The sequence below is a fragment of the Pandoraea commovens genome (genome assembly GCF_024704525.1).
GTDB classification, from domain to species: domain Bacteria; phylum Pseudomonadota; class Gammaproteobacteria; order Burkholderiales; family Burkholderiaceae; genus Pandoraea; species Pandoraea commovens.
Map to the genome: position 1 here is coordinate 4,479,523 of NZ_CP102780.1, position 18,355 is coordinate 4,497,877.

Below are 18,355 nucleotides of genomic sequence, written 5' to 3' on the forward strand. Positions count from 1 at the left end.
GACCTGAGGTCAACAAAACCAATTCGGAAGAAGCGTAGTACAACAACTATTGTGGGTTGTGAGTTGTATCGGCACATTGCGATACTCACACCAGGAAAAACACACTGGTTATAGGATCAAGCCTTACGGGCAATTAGTATCAGTTAGCTTAACGCATTACTGCGCTTCCACACCTGACCTATCAACGTCCTGGTCTTGAACGACCCTTCAAAGGAATCGAGTTCCTAGGGAAGTCTCATCTTAAGGCGAGTTTCCCGCTTAGATGCTTTCAGCGGTTATCTCTTCCGAACATAGCTACCCGGCGATGCCACTGGCGTGACAACCGGTACACCAGAGGTTCGTCCACTCCGGTCCTCTCGTACTAGGAGCAGCCCCCTTCAAACTTCCAACGCCCACGGCAGATAGGGACCAAACTGTCTCACGACGTTTTAAACCCAGCTCACGTACCTCTTTAAATGGCGAACAGCCATACCCTTGGGACCGGCTACAGCCCCAGGATGAGATGAGCCGACATCGAGGTGCCAAACACCGCCGTCGATATGAACTCTTGGGCGGTATCAGCCTGTTATCCCCAGAGTACCTTTTATCCGTTGAGCGATGGCCCTTCCATACAGAACCACCGGATCACTATGACCTGCTTTCGCACCTGCTCGACTTGTCAGTCTCGCAGTTAAGCACGCTTTTGCCATTGCACTATCAGCACGATTTCCGACCGTACCTAGCGTACCTTCGTACTCCTCCGTTACACTTTGGGAGGAGACCGCCCCAGTCAAACTGCCTACCATGCACTGTCCCCGATCCGGATTACGGACCTAGGTTAGAACCTCAAACAAGCCAGGGTGGTATTTCAAGGACGGCTCCACAGAAACTAGCGTTCCTGCTTCAAAGCCTCCCACCTATCCTACACAGACCGGTTCAAAGTCCAATGCAAAGCTACAGTAAAGGTTCATGGGGTCTTTCCGTCTAGCCGCGGGTAGATTGCATCATCACAAACACTTCAACTTCGCTGAGTCTCGGGAGGAGACAGTGTGGCCATCGTTACGCCATTCGTGCAGGTCGGAACTTACCCGACAAGGAATTTCGCTACCTTAGGACCGTTATAGTTACGGCCGCCGTTTACCGGGACTTCAATCAAGAGCTTGCACCCCATCATTTAATCTTCCGGCACCGGGCAGGCGTCACACCCTATACGTCCACTTTCGTGTTTGCAGAGTGCTGTGTTTTTATTAAACAGTCGCAGCCACCAGTTTATTGCAACCCCTTCACCCTTCTGGCGCAGGCCAGTTAAGCTACAAGGGCGTACCTTATCCCGAAGTTACGGTACCAATTTGCCGAGTTCCTTCTCCCGAGTTCTCTCAAGCGCCTTAGAATACTCATCTCGCCCACCTGTGTCGGTTTGCGGTACGGTCTCGTATGACTGAAGCTTAGAGGCTTTTCTTGGAACCACTTCCAATTGCTTCGCGAACAAGTTCGCTCGCCCCACAGCCTTGAATTACGCGCCCGGATTTGCCTAAGCGCCTTCTCCACTGCAGGGACCGGGACTTCCAACACCCGGACAACCTTCCGCGATCCGTCCCCCCATCGCATCATACGACGGTGCAGGAATATTAACCTGCTTCCCATCAGCTACGCATCTCTGCCTCGCCTTAGGGGCCGACTCACCCTACGCCGATGAACGTTGCGTAGGAAACCTTGGGCTTACGGCGAGGGGGCCTTTCACCCCCTTTATCGCTACTCATGTCAGCATTCGCACTTCTGATACCTCCAGCATCCTTTACAAGACACCTTCACAGGCTTACAGAACGCTCTCCTACCATGCGAGCAAGCTCGCATCCGCAGCTTCGGTATATTGCTTAGCCCCGTTACATCTTCCGCGCAGGACGACTCGATCAGTGAGCTATTACGCTTTCTTTAAAGGGTGGCTGCTTCTAAGCCAACCTCCTGACTGTTTTAGCCTTCCCACTTCGTTTCCCACTTAGCAATATTTAGGGACCTTAGCTGGCGGTCTGGGTTGTTTCCCTCTTGACACCGGACGTTAGCACCCGATGTCTGTCTCCCGTGATTGCACTCTTCGGTATTCGGAGTTTGCTATGGCGAGGTAATCCGCAATGGACCCCTCAACCATGACAGTGCTCTACCCCCGAAGGTGATACACGAGGCACTACCTAAATAGTTTTCGGAGAGAACCAGCTATTTCCAAGTTTGTTTAGCCTTTCACCCCTATCCACAGCTCATCCCCTAACTTTTCAACGTTAGTGGGTTCGGTCCTCCAGTACGTGTTACCGCACCTTCAACCTGGCCATGGATAGATCACTTGGTTTCGGGTCTACACCCAGCGACTGAACGCCCTATTCGGACTCGCTTTCGCTACGCCTTCCCTATTCGGTTAAGCTTGCCACTGAATGTAAGTCGCTGACCCATTATACAAAAGGTACGCCGTCACCCCTTACGAGGCTCCGACTGTTTGTATGCATGCGGTTTCAGGATCTATTTCACTCCCCTCCCGGGGTTCTTTTCGCCTTTCCCTCACGGTACTGGTTCACTATCGGTCGATTACGAGTATTTAGCCTTGGAGGATGGTCCCCCCATCTTCAGACAGGATTTCACGTGTCCCGCCCTACTTTTCTCAAGCTTAGTTCCACACCAGGGTTTTCTCATACGGGGCTATCACCCACTATGGCCGGACTTTCCATTCCGTTTTGATAACACCGGTGCTAAATCTTGAAGGCTGGTCCCATTTCGCTCGCCACTACTTTGGGAATCTCGGTTGATTTCTTTTCCTGCAGCTACTTAGATGTTTCAGTTCGCCGCGTTCGCTTCGCTAGACCTATGTATTCAGTCTAGGATGACCTAAAAGGCCGGGTTTCCCCATTCGGACATTTGTGGATCAATGCTTATTTGCCAGCTCCCCACAACTTTTCGCAGGCTATCGCGTCCTTCATCGCCTGTAATCGCCAAGGCATCCACCACATGCACTTATTCGCTTGACCCTATAACGAGTGCGTCTTTCGACACATTCTTCATAGGTTGAGTATTAGCGTTGTGCCGTATTCCAAGTCATCTTTCGATCACTTAAATACTGGTTGATACAATCACAACCCGTACAATTTCCACGCGCCATCTCTAACGCGCTTCCGTTGTACTACTTCTTCTTCCAAATTGTTAAAGAACATAAACTGCATGACATTGCTGTCATTCAAAAGCATTCACTTTGCTTGTAATTCATCACAGGGGATTTACTACAGACGTAAAGCGCTTTTGACTGACATCGATGTGATCTAAGGTTTTTGGTGGAGGATGACGGGATCGAACCGACGACCCCCTGCTTGCAAAGCAGGTGCTCTCCCAGCTGAGCTAATCCCCCAATCAAGCCGACTTACCACCACTTGAGTCTATCGAACAGTGGTTAAAAAGCTTGGTGGGTCTAGATGGACTCGAACCATCGACCCCCGCCTTATCAAGACGGTGCTCTAACCAACTGAGCTATAGACCCGACTTAGATCTACGCAGTCAACAACCGATAAGCGTGAACACTCAACTTCCAGTGCATGCTCTAGAAAGGAGGTGATCCAGCCGCAGGTTCCCCTACGGCTACCTTGTTACGACTTCACCCCAGTCATGAATCCTGCCGTGGTAAGCGCCCTCCTTACGGTTAGGCTACCTACTTCTGGCAAAACCCACTCCCATGGTGTGACGGGCGGTGTGTACAAGACCCGGGAACGTATTCACCGCGACATGCTGATCCGCGATTACTAGCGATTCCAGCTTCACGCAGTCGAGTTGCAGACTGCGATCCGGACTACGATCGGTTTTCTGGGGTTAGCTCCACCTCGCGGTTTGGCAGCCCTCTGTACCGACCATTGTATGACGTGTGAAGCCCTACCCATAAGGGCCATGAGGACTTGACGTCATCCCCACCTTCCTCCGGTTTGTCACCGGCAGTCTCCTTAGAGTGCTCTTGCGTAGCAACTAAGGACAAGGGTTGCGCTCGTTGCGGGACTTAACCCAACATCTCACGACACGAGCTGACGACAGCCATGCAGCACCTGTGTTACGGTTCTCTTTCGAGCACATCCGCCTCTCAGCAGACTTCCGTACATGTCAAGGGTAGGTAAGGTTTTTCGCGTTGCATCGAATTAATCCACATCATCCACCGCTTGTGCGGGTCCCCGTCAATTCCTTTGAGTTTTAATCTTGCGACCGTACTCCCCAGGCGGTCAACTTCACGCGTTAGCTACGTTACTAAGGAAATGAATCCCCAACAACTAGTTGACATCGTTTAGGGCGTGGACTACCAGGGTATCTAATCCTGTTTGCTCCCCACGCTTTCGTGCATGAGCGTCAGTATTGGCCCAGGGGGCTGCCTTCGCCATCGGTATTCCTCCACATCTCTACGCATTTCACTGCTACACGTGGAATTCTACCCCCCTCTGCCATACTCTAGCCTTGCAGTCACGAATGCAGTTCCCAGGTTGAGCCCGGGGATTTCACATCCGTCTTACAAAACCGCCTGCGCACGCTTTACGCCCAGTAATTCCGATTAACGCTTGCACCCTACGTATTACCGCGGCTGCTGGCACGTAGTTAGCCGGTGCTTATTCTTCCGGTACCGTCATCCCCCCGAGGTATTAACCCAGAGGATTTCTTTCCGGACAAAAGTGCTTTACAACCCGAAGGCCTTCTTCACACACGCGGCATTGCTGGATCAGGCTTTCGCCCATTGTCCAAAATTCCCCACTGCTGCCTCCCGTAGGAGTCTGGGCCGTGTCTCAGTCCCAGTGTGGCTGGTCGTCCTCTCAGACCAGCTACAGATCGTCGCCTTGGTAAGCTTTTACCCCACCAACTAGCTAATCTGATATCGGCCGCTCTTGTAGCGCGAGGCCCGAAGGTCCCCCGCTTTCCTCCTCAGAGCGTATGCGGTATTAATCCGGCTTTCGCCGAGCTATCCCCCACTACAAGGTACGTTCCGATATATTACTCACCCGTTCGCCACTCGCCACCAGGTGCAAGCACCCGTGCTGCCGTTCGACTTGCATGTGTAAGGCATGCCGCCAGCGTTCAATCTGAGCCAGGATCAAACTCTTCAGTTTAAACCTGTTACTGTTTTCGGTTTTTCGTGATAAATCACTAGAACCGGTCGCTCTCAAAGTATGCTGACAAGTTAATTACTTAACTTACCTATTACTATGTGAGCCTCAATAAATTTAAAGCTTATCTGCCGAAGCAGACGCACCATTCATCGAGTGCCCACACTTATCGGTTGTTTAATTTTTAAAGATCAATCGCATCTGACTTAACTTCGTCGCTTAATTACCGCGCCGTCGCTTCGTTTTCTGCGTCGCTGCATCAGCAGCAGAGAAGTGAGATTATGTCGCAGCTTCTCGTCGTCGTCAACAGTTTTTTTCGCTTTCTTCGTTCGTCGCCGTAGCGACTCACAAGCTCCAAAACCACTAACCACCGGGCTTTCCAGCCCGTCGCTTCAACCTCGTCGCTGCTTTCGCTGCGTCGCTGTCGTTGCGAGAGACGGAATATTAATGACGTTCACGAACGAGCGCAAGTCCTTTGTGAAACTATTTTTACGAAGGCGCGTTTTCCTCGGCCTGTCGCGCATCGCATACGTCATCGCTCTATATATAGGGACGACTCGACACCCCCTCACGCGCGCCCTCACCTTTGGGCACAATAGCGCGCATGAACACCGATCTCCCCCATGGCGCCGACGCGCCCCAGCACCCGTTCGCCGCTCTGCTCCCCGACACGGTCATTACCGCCGTGGAACAACTTGGGAGTTATAGCGATGGGCGTCTGCTCGCCCTCAACAGCTACGAGAACCGCGTCTACCAGGTGGGAATGGAAGACGGTCCGCCGCTGATCGCGAAGTTCTACCGTCCGCAGCGCTGGACCGACGACGCCATCCTCGAAGAGCACGCCTTCACCCTGACGCTCGCGCATCAAGAAATCCCGGTCGTCGCCCCGCTTGAGATTCACGGCGCGACCCTGCACCACTTCGACGGTTTCCGCTTCGCCCTCTTTCCGCGACGCGGCGGCCGCGCCCCTGAGCTTCAGGATCCTGACACGCTCAACTGGCTCGGCCGCTTTCTCGGACGCATCCACGCCCAAGGCGCAACGCAGCCGTACCAACACCGCCTCACGCTGGACATCGACACCTACGGCCGCGCCCCCGTCGACTATTTGTGGACGAACGACTTCATCCCGTCCGACTTGCGCGACGCCTGGCGCACCATCGTAGACCTGGCGCTCGATAGCGTCGCCCGCGCTTATGAGCGAGCGGGAGACGTCAAACTGCTACGGGTGCACGGCGACTGCCACGGCGGCAATGTCCTGTGGACGGATACGGGCCCGCACTTCGTCGACTTCGACGACACCTGCATGGCCCCGGCGATGCAGGACCTCTGGATGCTGCTCTCCGGCACGCGCGCGGAGATGACCGGTCAGTTGGACGAAGTCCTCTCTGGCTACGAAGACTTCGCCGACTTCAATCCCCGCGAACTGCATCTGACGGAAGCCTTGCGAACGTTGCGCCTGCTGCACTACAGCGCCTGGCTCGCCCGACGCTGGGACGACCCCGCGTTTCCCGCAGCATTTCCGTGGTTCAACACGCAACGTTATTGGCAGGACCGAATCCTCGAGCTTCGCGAACAAGTCGCATTGATGGATGAACCGCCGCTGACCTGGCGCTAACCGTCGCTCGGTGAGTCGAACCACTCAACCTACGCCGCCCGGCACCCACGCCCGACGTACGACGTCGTCGAACGCGTGCCGCCGGGCGCACTACCACCACCGCCACATCGCGAACGCCAGCGCCGCCACGACGCACCACTCCGCACTCGACCCCGTCGTCACATAGAGTGGCGACCGAAAGCGCGTTCGAAGCGGCCAACAGAGCGGCACACCGGAGGGCGTCAACCAGTCGGCCAGCAGATGCGAGAGATATCCCGCACATAACGCGAGCATCCACGGCGGCACATGCCCCCACCCATAAATACATGCAGCGATGGCGAGCGCGGGCAGCAAAAGCGAGTGCGTCATGCCGCGATGTCCGAACACCCCGGAGATCACCAGTGACACCGGGGCAATGCGACGCCCCAACATACTCTTTGGATGATCGATGTCGGGCAGCAACGCGCCGACGAGCGTAAGCGGCCACGCATGAACGCTGGCAGCCCAACCGGTGCGATGCATCAGCCACGTGGCAGCGACACCGAAAATGAGATGACTTCTGGCTTGCATAAAGGGCGAGTGAACAGGTAACGGCCCGCGAAATCGCATGCGATTCCGCGCCTGAAAAGGGGCCGAAGTCTACCACCGCGCACGGCCTGTGACTTTCACGATTGCGCCGTTCGTCACCACACCGAAAACCAACACGCAAGGCCTTCGCCATCCCAAACCGGAAACATCGGCAAATACGACACGTTCGCCGTTTTTTCACTGCAATCCGATTGACGGTGTCATATGCGGCCCGTACGATCCCGCCGACCGATTACACAATCGATTGCGCGTCCGGCAAATCGACAGACGGATTCACCGCAAATCCGCCGCAGATTCACAGCAAGACGACGCCGCACACAGAGAACAGGTCCCCGCCGGAGTTTTCGATGAAGAAGTTTCTGATCCTCGCCGCGACACTCGCGCCGCTGGCCGCACACGCGACGAACCCGCTCGTCACGGACGACACCGGTACGCAAGACACGGGCAACTGGCAGCTCGAACTCAACAGCGAATGGCTGACGCAGCCGACCTCGCGTCAACAGCAGTGGACCAACACGCTGACCTACGGTGTCCTGCCAAATCTCGACGTCGCCATTCAAGCCCCCTATCAGCGCACGCACCCCGACGGCGACGGTTGGACCAGCGGCTTCACCGATCTCCAGTTGCAAGCCAAATGGCGCTTCCTCGAAGGGGAACAGTGGAGTCTCGGCTTCAAGCCTTTCATCACACTCCCGACGGCCAGTCAGGACCGCGGCCTGGGCAACGGCCGCGCGACGACCGGGGCGAATCTGTTGATGCAGTACAACCTCGATCGCTGGACGTTCCTCGCGAACGTCGGCTACACGTGGAACAACAACGGCCTGGGCAATCGCACGAGCTTGTGGAATGCGTCGACGGCCGTGCTCTTCAGCGTGACGGAGGAGGTCCGACTCGTCGGCGACATCGGACTGGCCACCAATCCCGATAGCACGACATCGACCAAACCGGCCTACGCACTGGTCGGCGTCGTCTACAGCCCGACGAAGGATCTCGATCTGGACGTTGGCTACAAGCGCGGCCTGAACCCCGCATCCCTGAGCCATTCCGTACAGGCGGGCGTCACGATTCGGTGGTGAGCGGCGAATGCGCGGGATGCTTAAAAAACGCACACCTCGCGCATGAAATTCGGGAGCGCCTTAAATTTAATGTCACAAATGCTTGACACAATGCACAGAATACCCGTATTATTCTTCTTCTCAGACGCGGGGTGGAGCAGTCTGGCAGCTCGTCGGGCTCATAACCCGAAGGTCACAGGTTCAAATCCTGTCCCCGCAACCAAATACGAAAAGCTCGTTGATCACAAGATCAACGAGCTGTTGTCATTCTGACGTCGATTTTCAGGCGTCCGCCGACGACTCTCCCGATCGGTGATCGAACCTACCATTCGCGTGTCGCCCGCCTAAAATGAAAACGGCACCATCGCCAACGTTTTCATGCGGAGCGCATCATGCCCGACCATGACAAGCGATTCTCCGGCACCATCGCACAGTGCTACGACACGTTGATGGTGCCACTGATCTTCCACGCCTACGCGACAGACACGGCCACGCTTGTCGCAGCGTCACATCCCGCAACCGTCCTTGAGACGGCGGCGGGCAGCGGCGCAGTGACACGCGCCCTCGCGCCGAAGCTCGACGCCCATGCACACTACATCGTCACCGATTTGAACCGCCCGATGCTCGACTACGCCGCAAATCGGCAACCTGTCGATAACCGGCTCGAATGGCGTCAGGCCGACGCGCTCGCCCTGCCGTTCGATCCCGCCTCGTTCGATGTCGTCGTCTGCCAGTTCGGTGCGATGTTTTTCCCCGACCGCACGCAGGGATATGCGCAAGCCCGACGGGTGCTAAAGCCGGGCGGGCGTTTTGTCTTCAGCGTCTGGGATCGCATCGAGGAAAATGATTTCGCCAACGAAGTCACCGACGCACTCGCCACACTTTTTTCCGACGACCCGCCGCGTTTTCTCGTGCGTACTCCGCACGGCTATTACGACGTCAACCGTATCCGTGACGATCTGACACGCGCCGGATTCACTGACATCTCGATCGAGACGCACGCCAAGACCAGCCACGCGGCTTCCGCCCGCGACGCCGCCACCGCCTACTGCCACGGCACGCCGCTCCGTAACGAAATAGAAGCCCGAAATGCCTCGGCTCTTCCGATGGCGACCGACCTCGCAACGAAGGTCATTGCCGCGCGTCATGGCGCCGGACGCGTCAGTGGGAAGATTCAGGCGCACGTCATCGTGGCGACGGGATAGCCCGCATGAGGTATGAGCACGCCTCATGCCCCACGCGTGCGCCCATCAATCGCGCAGCCGAACAAACCGTTGCTCTACAACGCGGCTTCCCCATTGCTCGCCTTCCGCTTCCTCGGCGAGACGAAAACCGAACGATTCGTACAGATGACGAGCCGCGTCGAGCCCTTTGAACGTCCACAGATAGGTTTCATTGAAACGCGCGTCGACATACGCCATGGCCGCCGACATGAGACGCCGTCCAACCCCCGAGCCACGCAGCACGTCGTCCACGATGAACCAACGCAAATGCGCGACCCCCGTCTCCAGATTTCCATCGATGGCGAGCGAGGCCAGCGTGCGTCCGTTCTCGACGTACAACCATAGCGCCTTGCCCTCCGCAGGCAACGCCCCGGCAAACTCCGCCAGCCCCGTCGCCACTTTCTTCTCGAAGTAAGCGCCGAAGCCCCAGTGCTCTGCGTAGTAGCGAGCGTGCAGGCTCGCGATATCGCCGATGCATCCGGGCTGATATCCCTCCGCAATCTGCGCATCGATCCCAGCCTCGTCCACCCGTTTTGCCGAATTGTCCTGGGCAAGCGCATCCGCATATAACGCGAGTGAGCGGACCAGCGCCTCCTGATCTGCGGGCACGATGCGTCGCAACGCACTTGACACCTGATCCGTCGCGAAGCGGTCGATCTTGCGCCGCAGCTTCTGCCCGGCCTCGGTCAGCGAGAGCTCGGAGGTTCGCGCGTCGTCGTTGGCTGTCGCGCGCCGCACGAGGCCGCTGGCCTCCAGCTTCGCCACTTGCCGACTCGTGTTCGATTTGTCGAGGCGCAGAATATTGCCAAGGTCCTTGGCGCTGATGCCGGGCGTCGCGCCGATTTCGATGATGGCGTGGACGGCCGAAGGCGCGAGGTCACTGTCGGCCAGTGTGGTTCGCATGAACCCAAGCTCACGCACCAGTTTCCGAGAGAAATCGCGGAGTTCAAGAATCTCCGCTTCGCGGGGCTTACCGGGCAGATCGACGAGGTCCATAGGGCATCTCACACAAGTGGCGAATGACGTCAGACGTGACGGAGACGCATAGAAGTTGCGTCACGCAACCAATATAGTTGCGATTCGCAACTTGTGCAAGGTCGTCGATTCCTGCGATGCCGGAGAACCGGCGAATCCCATCAAAACGGCATCTGCTCAATGACCTCACGCACCTCGGCGAGCACAGGTGCGACCTGCGCCTCGCTCATTGAACTCAATCCCAGCCGAAGGGCATGAGGCGCGTGCCGCGTGGTCGCGTAAGCCTGCGCCTTCGATACAGCGATACCGCGCGCAGCCAGCGCGGACGCCACCCGATCCATACGCAACCCTTCGGGCAGCGGCAGCCAGAGAAACAAAGACGACGGATTCGCGACCACCTCCATGCCGCGCAACGCCTCACGGGCAACCGTCTGACGCCACTTCGCCTGCGTGCGCTGACGTCCCTCCAGACGCTCGACGTCACCACTCGCGAGCCAGCGTGTCGCGATGGCCGTAACCACACTCGACAGACTCCAGTACGACGCCCGCACCACACGTTTGACCTGCGCTGCATACGTCTCTGGCGCAACGACATACCCGAAGCGCAAGCCCGTCGCCACGCTCTTCGAGAGACTCGACACGTAAAACGTACGCTCGGGCGCGAGCGTGACGATGGACGGTCCCGCGTTATCAACGAGATACGCATAAGTCGCATCTTCAATGATCAGGCAATCGTAACGTCGCGCAATCTCGACCAATCGCCGACGCTGTGCCGTGCTCAACACCCAACCCAACGGGTTGTGCAACGTCGGCATCGTATAGATGGCCCGCACGGCATGGCGACGGCACACCGCTTCCAGCGCGTCGAGATCGGGGACCACATGCCCGCTTCGCGCGCTTGGCACACTACGCTCGCTATGCTCGCTATGCCCCGCCGCGACGGGCTTCAACGCCAGCCCTGCCAGCGACGCCGTCATCTTGAATCCCGGATACGTCAACGCGTCGACGGCCACAGCATCGCCCGGGCGCAACGCCGTTCGCACCACGACGTCGAGGCCTTGTTGCGCGCCACCGACGAGAAAGACGCACTCCCCCGTCACGTCGATCCCTCGCGCACGACGCAGATACGCCGCCACCGCCTCGCGTTCATGTTGCCGACCGCCGGGCGGCTGCTGATGCATCAGCGCACTGAGATCGCCAGCCGTCGCCAGCTCACGCAATGTCGCGCGCAGCAACTCGCTCTGATCCGGCCATGACGGATGGTTGAACGACAGATCCACGGCGCTGGAACTCAACCGCGCCTCGTCGTCGACGTCCCACTCGCGTTGCATCGGACGATCTCGCACGAACGTCCCCCGCCCCACCTCGCCGACGACCAGCCCCAGATCTCGCAGCTTCGCGTAGACCTTGGTCGCGGACGCAATTGCAATGCCGTACTGCGACGCAAGTTTTCGATGCGTCGGCAGTGCCGAACCCGGCGACAGCACACCGCTGCGGATATCGTCCGACAGGCGTTGGACAAGCGAGGAGACGGGGGAATCGGTCATGACTGTACGTAGGACAATTTCTTGATTGTCCGATTCTAGGCGGCGACACTGCAGATCGCAAACGTCAAACGAGACCGCCATGCCCCAGACGACCGACATGCCCCAAGACGCGCAATACCCGGTGCTGACCTACTTGCAGCGGATGCTTGACGGCACACTCAACGCAGACGAATCCCTCCACATGCGCTACCCGACGGCGATCTCGCAATTCCTCGGCTTTCGAATCGTGGAAGTCGGCGAGGCGCTCGCCGTCATCGAACTCAATACTCACCCTGAGATCCACGGCAACCAGCAAGGCACCGTACACGGCGGCCTGCTGTGCGAGCTGGCAGACGCGGCCATCGGCACCGCGCACTCGACGCTCATGGGCGAAGGCGAGACGTTCACGAGCATCGATCTGAAGGCGACGTTCTTGCGCCCGGTGTGGGACGCATGTCTGCTGGCACGCGCGTGGGCGACGCATCGCGGGCGCACCGTCTCGCACTATCAGTGCGACATCCTGCGTGAGGACGGCAAGGTCGTCGCACGCGTGGACAGCGCCGTCATGACCCTGCGCGGCGAGCATGCGAAGGGGCGGTGACAAAAAGTAAAAAGCCCGCCGATCACGAGACCGGCGGGCCTGTTCAACCAATGACGACGACCGTCAGAACGGTGCCGTGAACGTCAACCGGAAACCTTGCTGCAAGCCGCCCATCCCCGTCGTTACGCTGTAATCCAGCCCGAAGATGAGCGTACCGGTGCGCAGTTTCGTTCCCGCGCCGACTTGCACACGGTCGCTGCCGTACGGACTGCCCGGCACGAAGTACACCGGCCCGCTCGACGCGATATCCGCATACGCCAGCCCCGCCAGACTCTGACCGTTGAAGTCGTGCTGCAACTCCACGCGAATGTAGGGCGAGAACGTCCCGATGCGTGTCGCTTTCGCGAAACCTGCGCGCACGCCCAGTGTGCCGGAGAGCGTGTTCACGTTCTGCTTGAAGTACGTGAGCGCGTTCAGCCCCGCACCGGTTTCGCTGTACTGATCGAGCGTGGAGCGCGATGCCGTCAGACGTCCGTACGGCGAGAACAGCCAGTCGTCGGTCCGGTACTCGTAACCCGCCGACAAAGAGCCGAAGAACTGTTGCCCGTTGCGCTTGCCGCGCGCGAAGTCGTTCGCGTCGATGACCCAGCGGCGCGAATCGAAGCTCAGCGTGCCGTAACCTGCGACGGCATCGACGAAGAGCACCGGAATCGGACGATAGCTCGCGTACAACGCACCGCTGTAGCTGTCGCCCGTACTGCGCGTGCCGGAACTGCCGATGTCGGTCGAGTCGTGTCCGTAACCGACGCCTGCCCCCAGCGAGAACTGGTCGGAGAAGCGATAGTCCGCGCCCATCGTCACACCACCGGTCGTGAACTTGAAGCCAGAGCGCTGGGCGGCGGTATTGGCGAAACCGAAGTCCACCGTACCGGCCGTCCAGTAGGCGAAGCGTTGGTCGCCATTCTCGCCTTCGCCGGGCAGGTCGGGACCGTCGCCCGTGGCAATGCCGCTCGTGCCGCTCGTGCCCGCAGTCTTGTCCGACTTGTCGCGCACGTCGAGGCTCTTCGCCTTGTTCATCGCCGTCGGGCTCACTTCTCCACGCAGGCAGGCGTCGCGATCCGTAATGCCGACGACGTCCTGGCAGCGCGCCGGGTCACGACTGTTACCCCGATCCGCCGACGGTAATACCACGTTCAACCCATTGCTCGACGGCGCACGTCCCTTACCGTGCAGCATTTCAAGACGCTGGTTGTAGTTGCCGATCTGCGTCGTGGCGAAACGACGAGCGGCCTCGACCTGTGCGCCGATGAGGCCGGTCACATCGGGGTCGGTCGTCGGGTCTTTACGCGGCGCGACCGTCACCTTCGCCGTGCCCGGGGCCGACGTCGCGTTGGCGTTCGACACCGTGTACGTGATCACGGCGACACCCGCGAACGCCGCCGCCGGTACGAAGCGCAGCGTGTACTTATTACCCGTGGCGACGGCGGCACGCGCGACACCCGCTGCGGCGGGTGCTGCCGATGTGCTGACGATCGTTGCCGTCCCGGCATTCGCAGGCGAGATCGACACAACATTCGCGCCAGTGAACGGTCCGCCTGTGGCACCCGTGGTGATATCGAAGTCCGCCGTGCCGTTAGCGGCGACGGACGTCTCTTGCGGTCCGGCCGTCACCGGTACGGCACGCACGGTCACCGTCACCGGAATCGGGGCGGACGTACCGATCGCGTTGGTCAGCGTGTAGGCAAACGTCACGTCGCCGTTGGTGCTCGGCGTCGGCGTATAGACGATGTCCTCACCGTTGACCACAGCCGTGCCGCTGGCAGGCGGCGTCGCAATCGCAATGCGCGTGAACGGCCCACCCACGGCATTGGCCGTCGCGCGGAACGAAACAGGTGCGCTGGAGAGCGTCTGCGTCTGCACGGCCGGGGCCGATGCGACCTGGCCCGTGATGTTGACGTTGTAGCTTTGCAGCGCGCTTAACGGCGTGCCCGGCCCGGTACTCGAATCCTTCACCGTGACGGTGAACGTGCTGGTGCCGGTCGACGTCGCCGTGCCGGACAACACGCCACTGACCGGGTCGAGCGTGAGCCCTGCGGGCAACGCACCGGTGGTGACCGTGTAGCGATAAGGTGCAACACCGCCCGTCGCCGTGAACGTCTGGGTGTACGCCTGACCGGCGATGGGCGTGGGTAGCGCGCTCGGCGTCAGCGTCATCGATCCCGTGTTGACGTTCAGGGGCAGCGTGACAGTTCTGGAGAACGGTGCGCCGGTGCCTGTGGTCGAGTCATCGAGCCGGATCGTGACGGAGAATGCCCCCGCTGCGGTTGGCGTCCCCGTGATGGAGTAATTGCCGCCGGATTGCGTGAGCTGCAAGCCGTTCGGCAGCCCGGTCGCCGTCACCGTGTAGCCCGCGTTCGCGCCCGAAACGGAGATGCCTTGGGTATAAGCCACGCCCAGCGTCCCGACGGCCAGCGAACTGGTTGTGATGTTCAGATTCGGCCCCAGCACGCGCAAGCTGTATCCGATCGAAGCCGAGAAATGGTTGGCGTCCGTTGCCGAGAGCGTCACGGAAGTGCCGGCCGATGTCTGCGTCGGTGTTCCGCTGATCGTGCCCGTGGTCGGGTTAAAACTCAGGCCCGTAGGCAATGTCCCGGTCATCACATACGTATAAGGCATCGCGCCGCCAGTTGCCTGAACCGTCTGCGAGTAAGGGACGGCGGCGGTCGCATCCGCCAGGACCACCGGCGTGAACGTGATCGTCGGTACGCCGATCGTCATGGTCAGCAAGCTGCTGGTGACCGGCGGGTTGGTCGTCGTGACGGTGTCGGTCGCCTTGATCGAGAAGCTAAAGGTGCCTGTCGCGCCGGGTGTACCGGAAAGCGTACCGTTGGAACTCAGCGTCAGACCGGTCGGCAAAGCGCCTGAAACCACGACATAGCTATACGTCCCCGATCCCCCCGATGCCGACGCCAGCGACGTGGTGCTGTAAGCCACGCCGACCGTACCGGCAGCAGGTGCCGATGGCGTGTACGCAAATGTCGACGGCAGCACCGTGACTGTGACGGTCCCGGGGGTCGATGTCCCGGCCACGTTCGTCATGGTGTAGGTGAACGTATCCGTTCCGGAGTAACCGGGCGTCGGTGTGTAAGTCAGCGTCGTACCCGTCGCCGCGGCCGTGCCGTGGGCGGCCCCTGTGCTAACAGCCACCGACGTGATGTGATTCGAGAGATCGACCGGAATGGGCACGGCTGAACTGTTGAACGGCACGTTGCTAAGCGATATCGACGCAGCGCTCGGCGGCGCAATGTACGTGAAGCGGTCGACCGCCCCTGTGGTGCTCGTCCCCCCGGGACCGGTGACGGTGACGTCCACCACCCCGGCCGATCCGGCGGGTGACGTGGTCGTGATCGACGTGTCGCTGCTCACGGAGAATCCCGCCGTCGTTGCGCCGAACTTCACGGCCGTCGCCCCGGTGAACCCGGTGCCCGTCACCGTCACGGACGTGCCGCCCGCAGTCGACCCGATGTTCGTCGACAGACCTGTGACCGTCGGCGCAGCAATATACGTGAACCTGTCATTGGCGCTGGTCGCGCTCGTGCCCCCCGACGTCGAGACGGTCACGTCGACCGTGCCGGTACCCGCAGGTGCATTGGCGGTCAGCGTCGTGCTGCTGTTGTAAGAGACGTTCGTGGCATTGGTCGTGCCGAACTTCACGGTGGACGACGGGGTGAAACCGGTACCGGTGATCGTCACGCTCGTACCCCCGCTGCCGCTGCCCGACGTCGGCGAAATCGACGTGACCGTCGGCACTGCGGTGTAGGTGTATTGATCGCCGGGGCCGGTAGCGCTCGTGCCGCCGGGCGTCGTCACGCGGATGTCGACGGTGCCGACGGAGTGCGGCGGTGCCGTTGCGCTGATCTGTGTGGCGTTGACGACGACAAAACTTGCCGAAGTCCCACCGAACGTCACCTGCGACGCGCCCGTGAAGTTCGTCCCGGAGAGGGTCACCGCCGTGTTCCCGGCGGTCGGCCCTTCCGTGGGCGAGACGGACGACACTGCCGGGGGCGATATGAACGTGAACCCGCCGACCTGCGTCACGGACCCTCCCGCCGTTGTCACGACGATGTCCGCTGCGCCTGCCGCGTGCGCAGGTGTGGTCACGGTCAGTGACGTCGCGCTATTGAACGTAACTGAGCTGGCCGCTGTCCCGCCGATGGTCACCGTCGATCCCGAAGTGAAATTGGTGCCTGTGATGGTGACGGACGTCCCCCCTGCCGTTGGACCTGTCGAAGGTGAAGTGGCTGAGAGCGAGGGCGGGGCGACATAGGTGTACTGGTCGCTCGCGGCCGTAGCACTGGTCCCGGCAGCGGTCGTCACGGTGATGTCGACCGTGCCCGCAGCACCGGCCGGTGCGATGGCCGTCAGCGACGAAGCGCTGGAGACGCTCACGCCCGAAGCCGTCGTCGCGCCGAATTTCACCGTTGTGCTTCCAGCGACAAAGTTGCTGCCGGAAATCGCTACCGTCGTGCCGCCACCTATTGGCCCCGAACTCGGTGAGACATTGGACACCGTCGGCACGTTGACGTAAGTGAACTGATCGGCGCCACTGATCGCACTCGTGCCGCCCGGTGAGGTCACCGTGATATCGACGGTACCTGCACTCGCCGCAGGCGCTGTTGCGACGATCTGTGTGGCCGTTTTCGATGTGATGCTGCCCGCCGATCCTCCGAAGCTAACGCTTGTGACATCGGCGAGGTTCGTACCGGTGATCGTCACGCTCGTGCCGCCGGCCGTCGAACCCTGCGTCGGAGAAACCCCTGTCACCGCCGGTGGCGGGACGTACGTGTACAAATTGCTCCCTGCCGACGACCCGCCATTGTTTGCCACCCCCACGCTGACCGGGCCTGCGGCGTGACTTGGTGCGACGGCTGTGATTTGAGTCTGACTGTTCACCGTCACACTCGTGGCCGCATTGACGTCGAAGAAAACCTGAGTCCCCTGGACAAAGTTCGTCCCGGTGATGACAACTGTATTGCCCCCTCCCGTCGGCCCGCTGGAGGGAGAGGTGCTGCTAGGTAGCGGGACACCGAGTTGACGCGTGATATTGATCGTGACCGGGCTCGCTGCGCCGGTCACCTGATACATCGTGAACGTCCAGCTCGTGTTCGTTGTCGCCGGGCTCGGCGTGAATATCAACGGGTAATCCGCTGTCGCAACAGTAAGATCCGCCTGAAGGGTTGACCCGTCTGCGGCCACGAGTGCCGTCGTGTCACCACCCGCTGTGCTGTAAAGACCTTCTCGCGTAGGGTCGCAAGCGCCCAAATTAGGGTCGGCCGTTGTAATCGTATAGACGGACTGTCCCGCCGGTGCCGCGTTCCAGTTGAACGTACACGGCGCAGCAATCGCAGACGACGCCCCGACGCTCGCGACAATCGCCAGCAAAACCTTCAGCCAGAAAAGCCAAAGCGTGGATAACCCGGGACGAGCGCCGGGCTCAGCGCGGCGCAAGCGAATGCTGGAAGACATGTTTTCCCCGAACCCCTGACCTGCACAGGCCCAGGGGTCACATTGTTATTTTTACCAATCGCTTCGATATCGCCAAATAAAACGCCAAAGCGCTTTATCACACATTTCGGTACTTTTTATTAATCGTTACCGACACCTCACGACACCGTGCGAACGCGTGGGAAGGGTAAAAAACATGAAAATGCGTGTCAAGGAGTACTTACAAAATTCAAACGCAGCGCCAGCGAATCAAGGGTTTTC

At 59.6% G+C, this 18,355-nt stretch carries 8 protein-coding genes, 3 tRNA genes and 2 rRNA genes; 5 read left to right on the forward strand and 8 right to left on the reverse strand.

The genetic code is table 11. From position 1 onward, the window contains the following. Nucleotides 1-112 precede the first annotated feature (112 nt). From NTU39_RS20170 to NTU39_RS20185, 4 genes are all read right to left on the reverse strand, one after another. Nucleotides 113-2,990, reverse strand: a 23S ribosomal RNA gene (locus tag NTU39_RS20170). Between the two features lie 298 nt (nucleotides 2,991-3,288). Beyond that, nucleotides 3,289-3,364, reverse strand: a tRNA-Ala gene (locus NTU39_RS20175). A 52-nt stretch (nucleotides 3,365-3,416) separates the two neighbouring features. Next, a tRNA-Ile gene (locus tag NTU39_RS20180) sits at nucleotides 3,417-3,493 on the reverse strand. A gap of 64 nt (nucleotides 3,494-3,557) precedes the next feature. Continuing rightward, nucleotides 3,558-5,090, reverse strand: a 16S ribosomal RNA gene (locus tag NTU39_RS20185). The 16S and 23S rRNA genes sit together here with 2 tRNA genes alongside, the layout of an rRNA operon. A 601-nt stretch (nucleotides 5,091-5,691) precedes the next feature. Here NTU39_RS20185 and NTU39_RS20190 point away from each other — a divergent pair. After that, nucleotides 5,692-6,702, forward strand: a complete 1,011-nt coding sequence (locus NTU39_RS20190; protein WP_257958411.1) for a serine/threonine protein kinase — start codon at nucleotides 5,692-5,694, stop codon at nucleotides 6,700-6,702. Nucleotides 6,703-6,792: 90 nt separating this feature from the next. On the opposite strand, the gene NTU39_RS20195 is transcribed toward NTU39_RS20190, so the two are convergent. Beyond that, complete coding sequence (locus tag NTU39_RS20195) at nucleotides 6,793-7,251, reverse strand: metal-dependent hydrolase (RefSeq protein WP_150664230.1); 459 nt, start codon at nucleotides 7,249-7,251, stop codon at nucleotides 6,793-6,795. Nucleotides 7,252-7,616: 365 nt separating this feature from the next. On the opposite strand from NTU39_RS20195, the gene NTU39_RS20200 reads away from it, so the two are divergent. The 3 genes from NTU39_RS20200 (at nucleotide 7,617) to NTU39_RS20210 (ending at nucleotide 9,529) form a co-directional block, all read left to right on the forward strand. Continuing rightward, nucleotides 7,617-8,345: a transporter gene (locus NTU39_RS20200; RefSeq protein ID WP_150664231.1), complete on the forward strand. Its 729-nt coding sequence runs from the start codon at nucleotides 7,617-7,619 to the stop codon at nucleotides 8,343-8,345. Nucleotides 8,346-8,470: 125 nt separating this feature from the next. Beyond that, nucleotides 8,471-8,547, forward strand: a tRNA-Met gene (locus NTU39_RS20205). 169 nt (nucleotides 8,548-8,716) lie between these two features. Then, the gene (locus tag NTU39_RS20210; protein WP_257958412.1) at nucleotides 8,717-9,529 is read left to right on the forward strand and encodes a class I SAM-dependent methyltransferase; all 813 of its coding nucleotides are present in this window, start codon (nucleotides 8,717-8,719) and stop codon (nucleotides 9,527-9,529) included. 45 nt (nucleotides 9,530-9,574) lie between these two features. On the opposite strand, the gene NTU39_RS20215 is transcribed toward NTU39_RS20210, so the two are convergent. Together NTU39_RS20215 and NTU39_RS20220 are read right to left on the reverse strand one after the other, a co-directional pair. Then, nucleotides 9,575-10,543: a bifunctional helix-turn-helix transcriptional regulator/GNAT family N-acetyltransferase gene (locus NTU39_RS20215; protein ID WP_150664233.1), complete on the reverse strand. Its 969-nt coding sequence runs from the start codon at nucleotides 10,541-10,543 to the stop codon at nucleotides 9,575-9,577. Nucleotides 10,544-10,683: 140 nt separating this feature from the next. Next, on the reverse strand, nucleotides 10,684-12,069 hold the full coding sequence (locus NTU39_RS20220) for an aminotransferase-like domain-containing protein (protein WP_257958414.1): 1,386 nt from the start codon (nucleotides 12,067-12,069) through the stop codon (nucleotides 10,684-10,686). 79 nt (nucleotides 12,070-12,148) lie between these two features. Between NTU39_RS20220 and NTU39_RS20225 the strand changes: the two genes are divergently transcribed. Beyond that, on the forward strand, nucleotides 12,149-12,649 hold the full coding sequence (locus tag NTU39_RS20225) for a PaaI family thioesterase (RefSeq protein WP_246184546.1): 501 nt from the start codon (nucleotides 12,149-12,151) through the stop codon (nucleotides 12,647-12,649). A gap of 63 nt (nucleotides 12,650-12,712) precedes the next feature. Here NTU39_RS20225 and NTU39_RS20230 read toward each other — a convergent pair whose 3' ends face one another. Next, nucleotides 12,713-18,115, reverse strand: coding sequence for an IPT/TIG domain-containing protein (locus NTU39_RS20230; RefSeq protein WP_257958415.1), 5,403 nt, complete (start codon nucleotides 18,113-18,115; stop codon nucleotides 12,713-12,715). Between the last annotated feature and the right edge of the window lie 240 nt (nucleotides 18,116-18,355).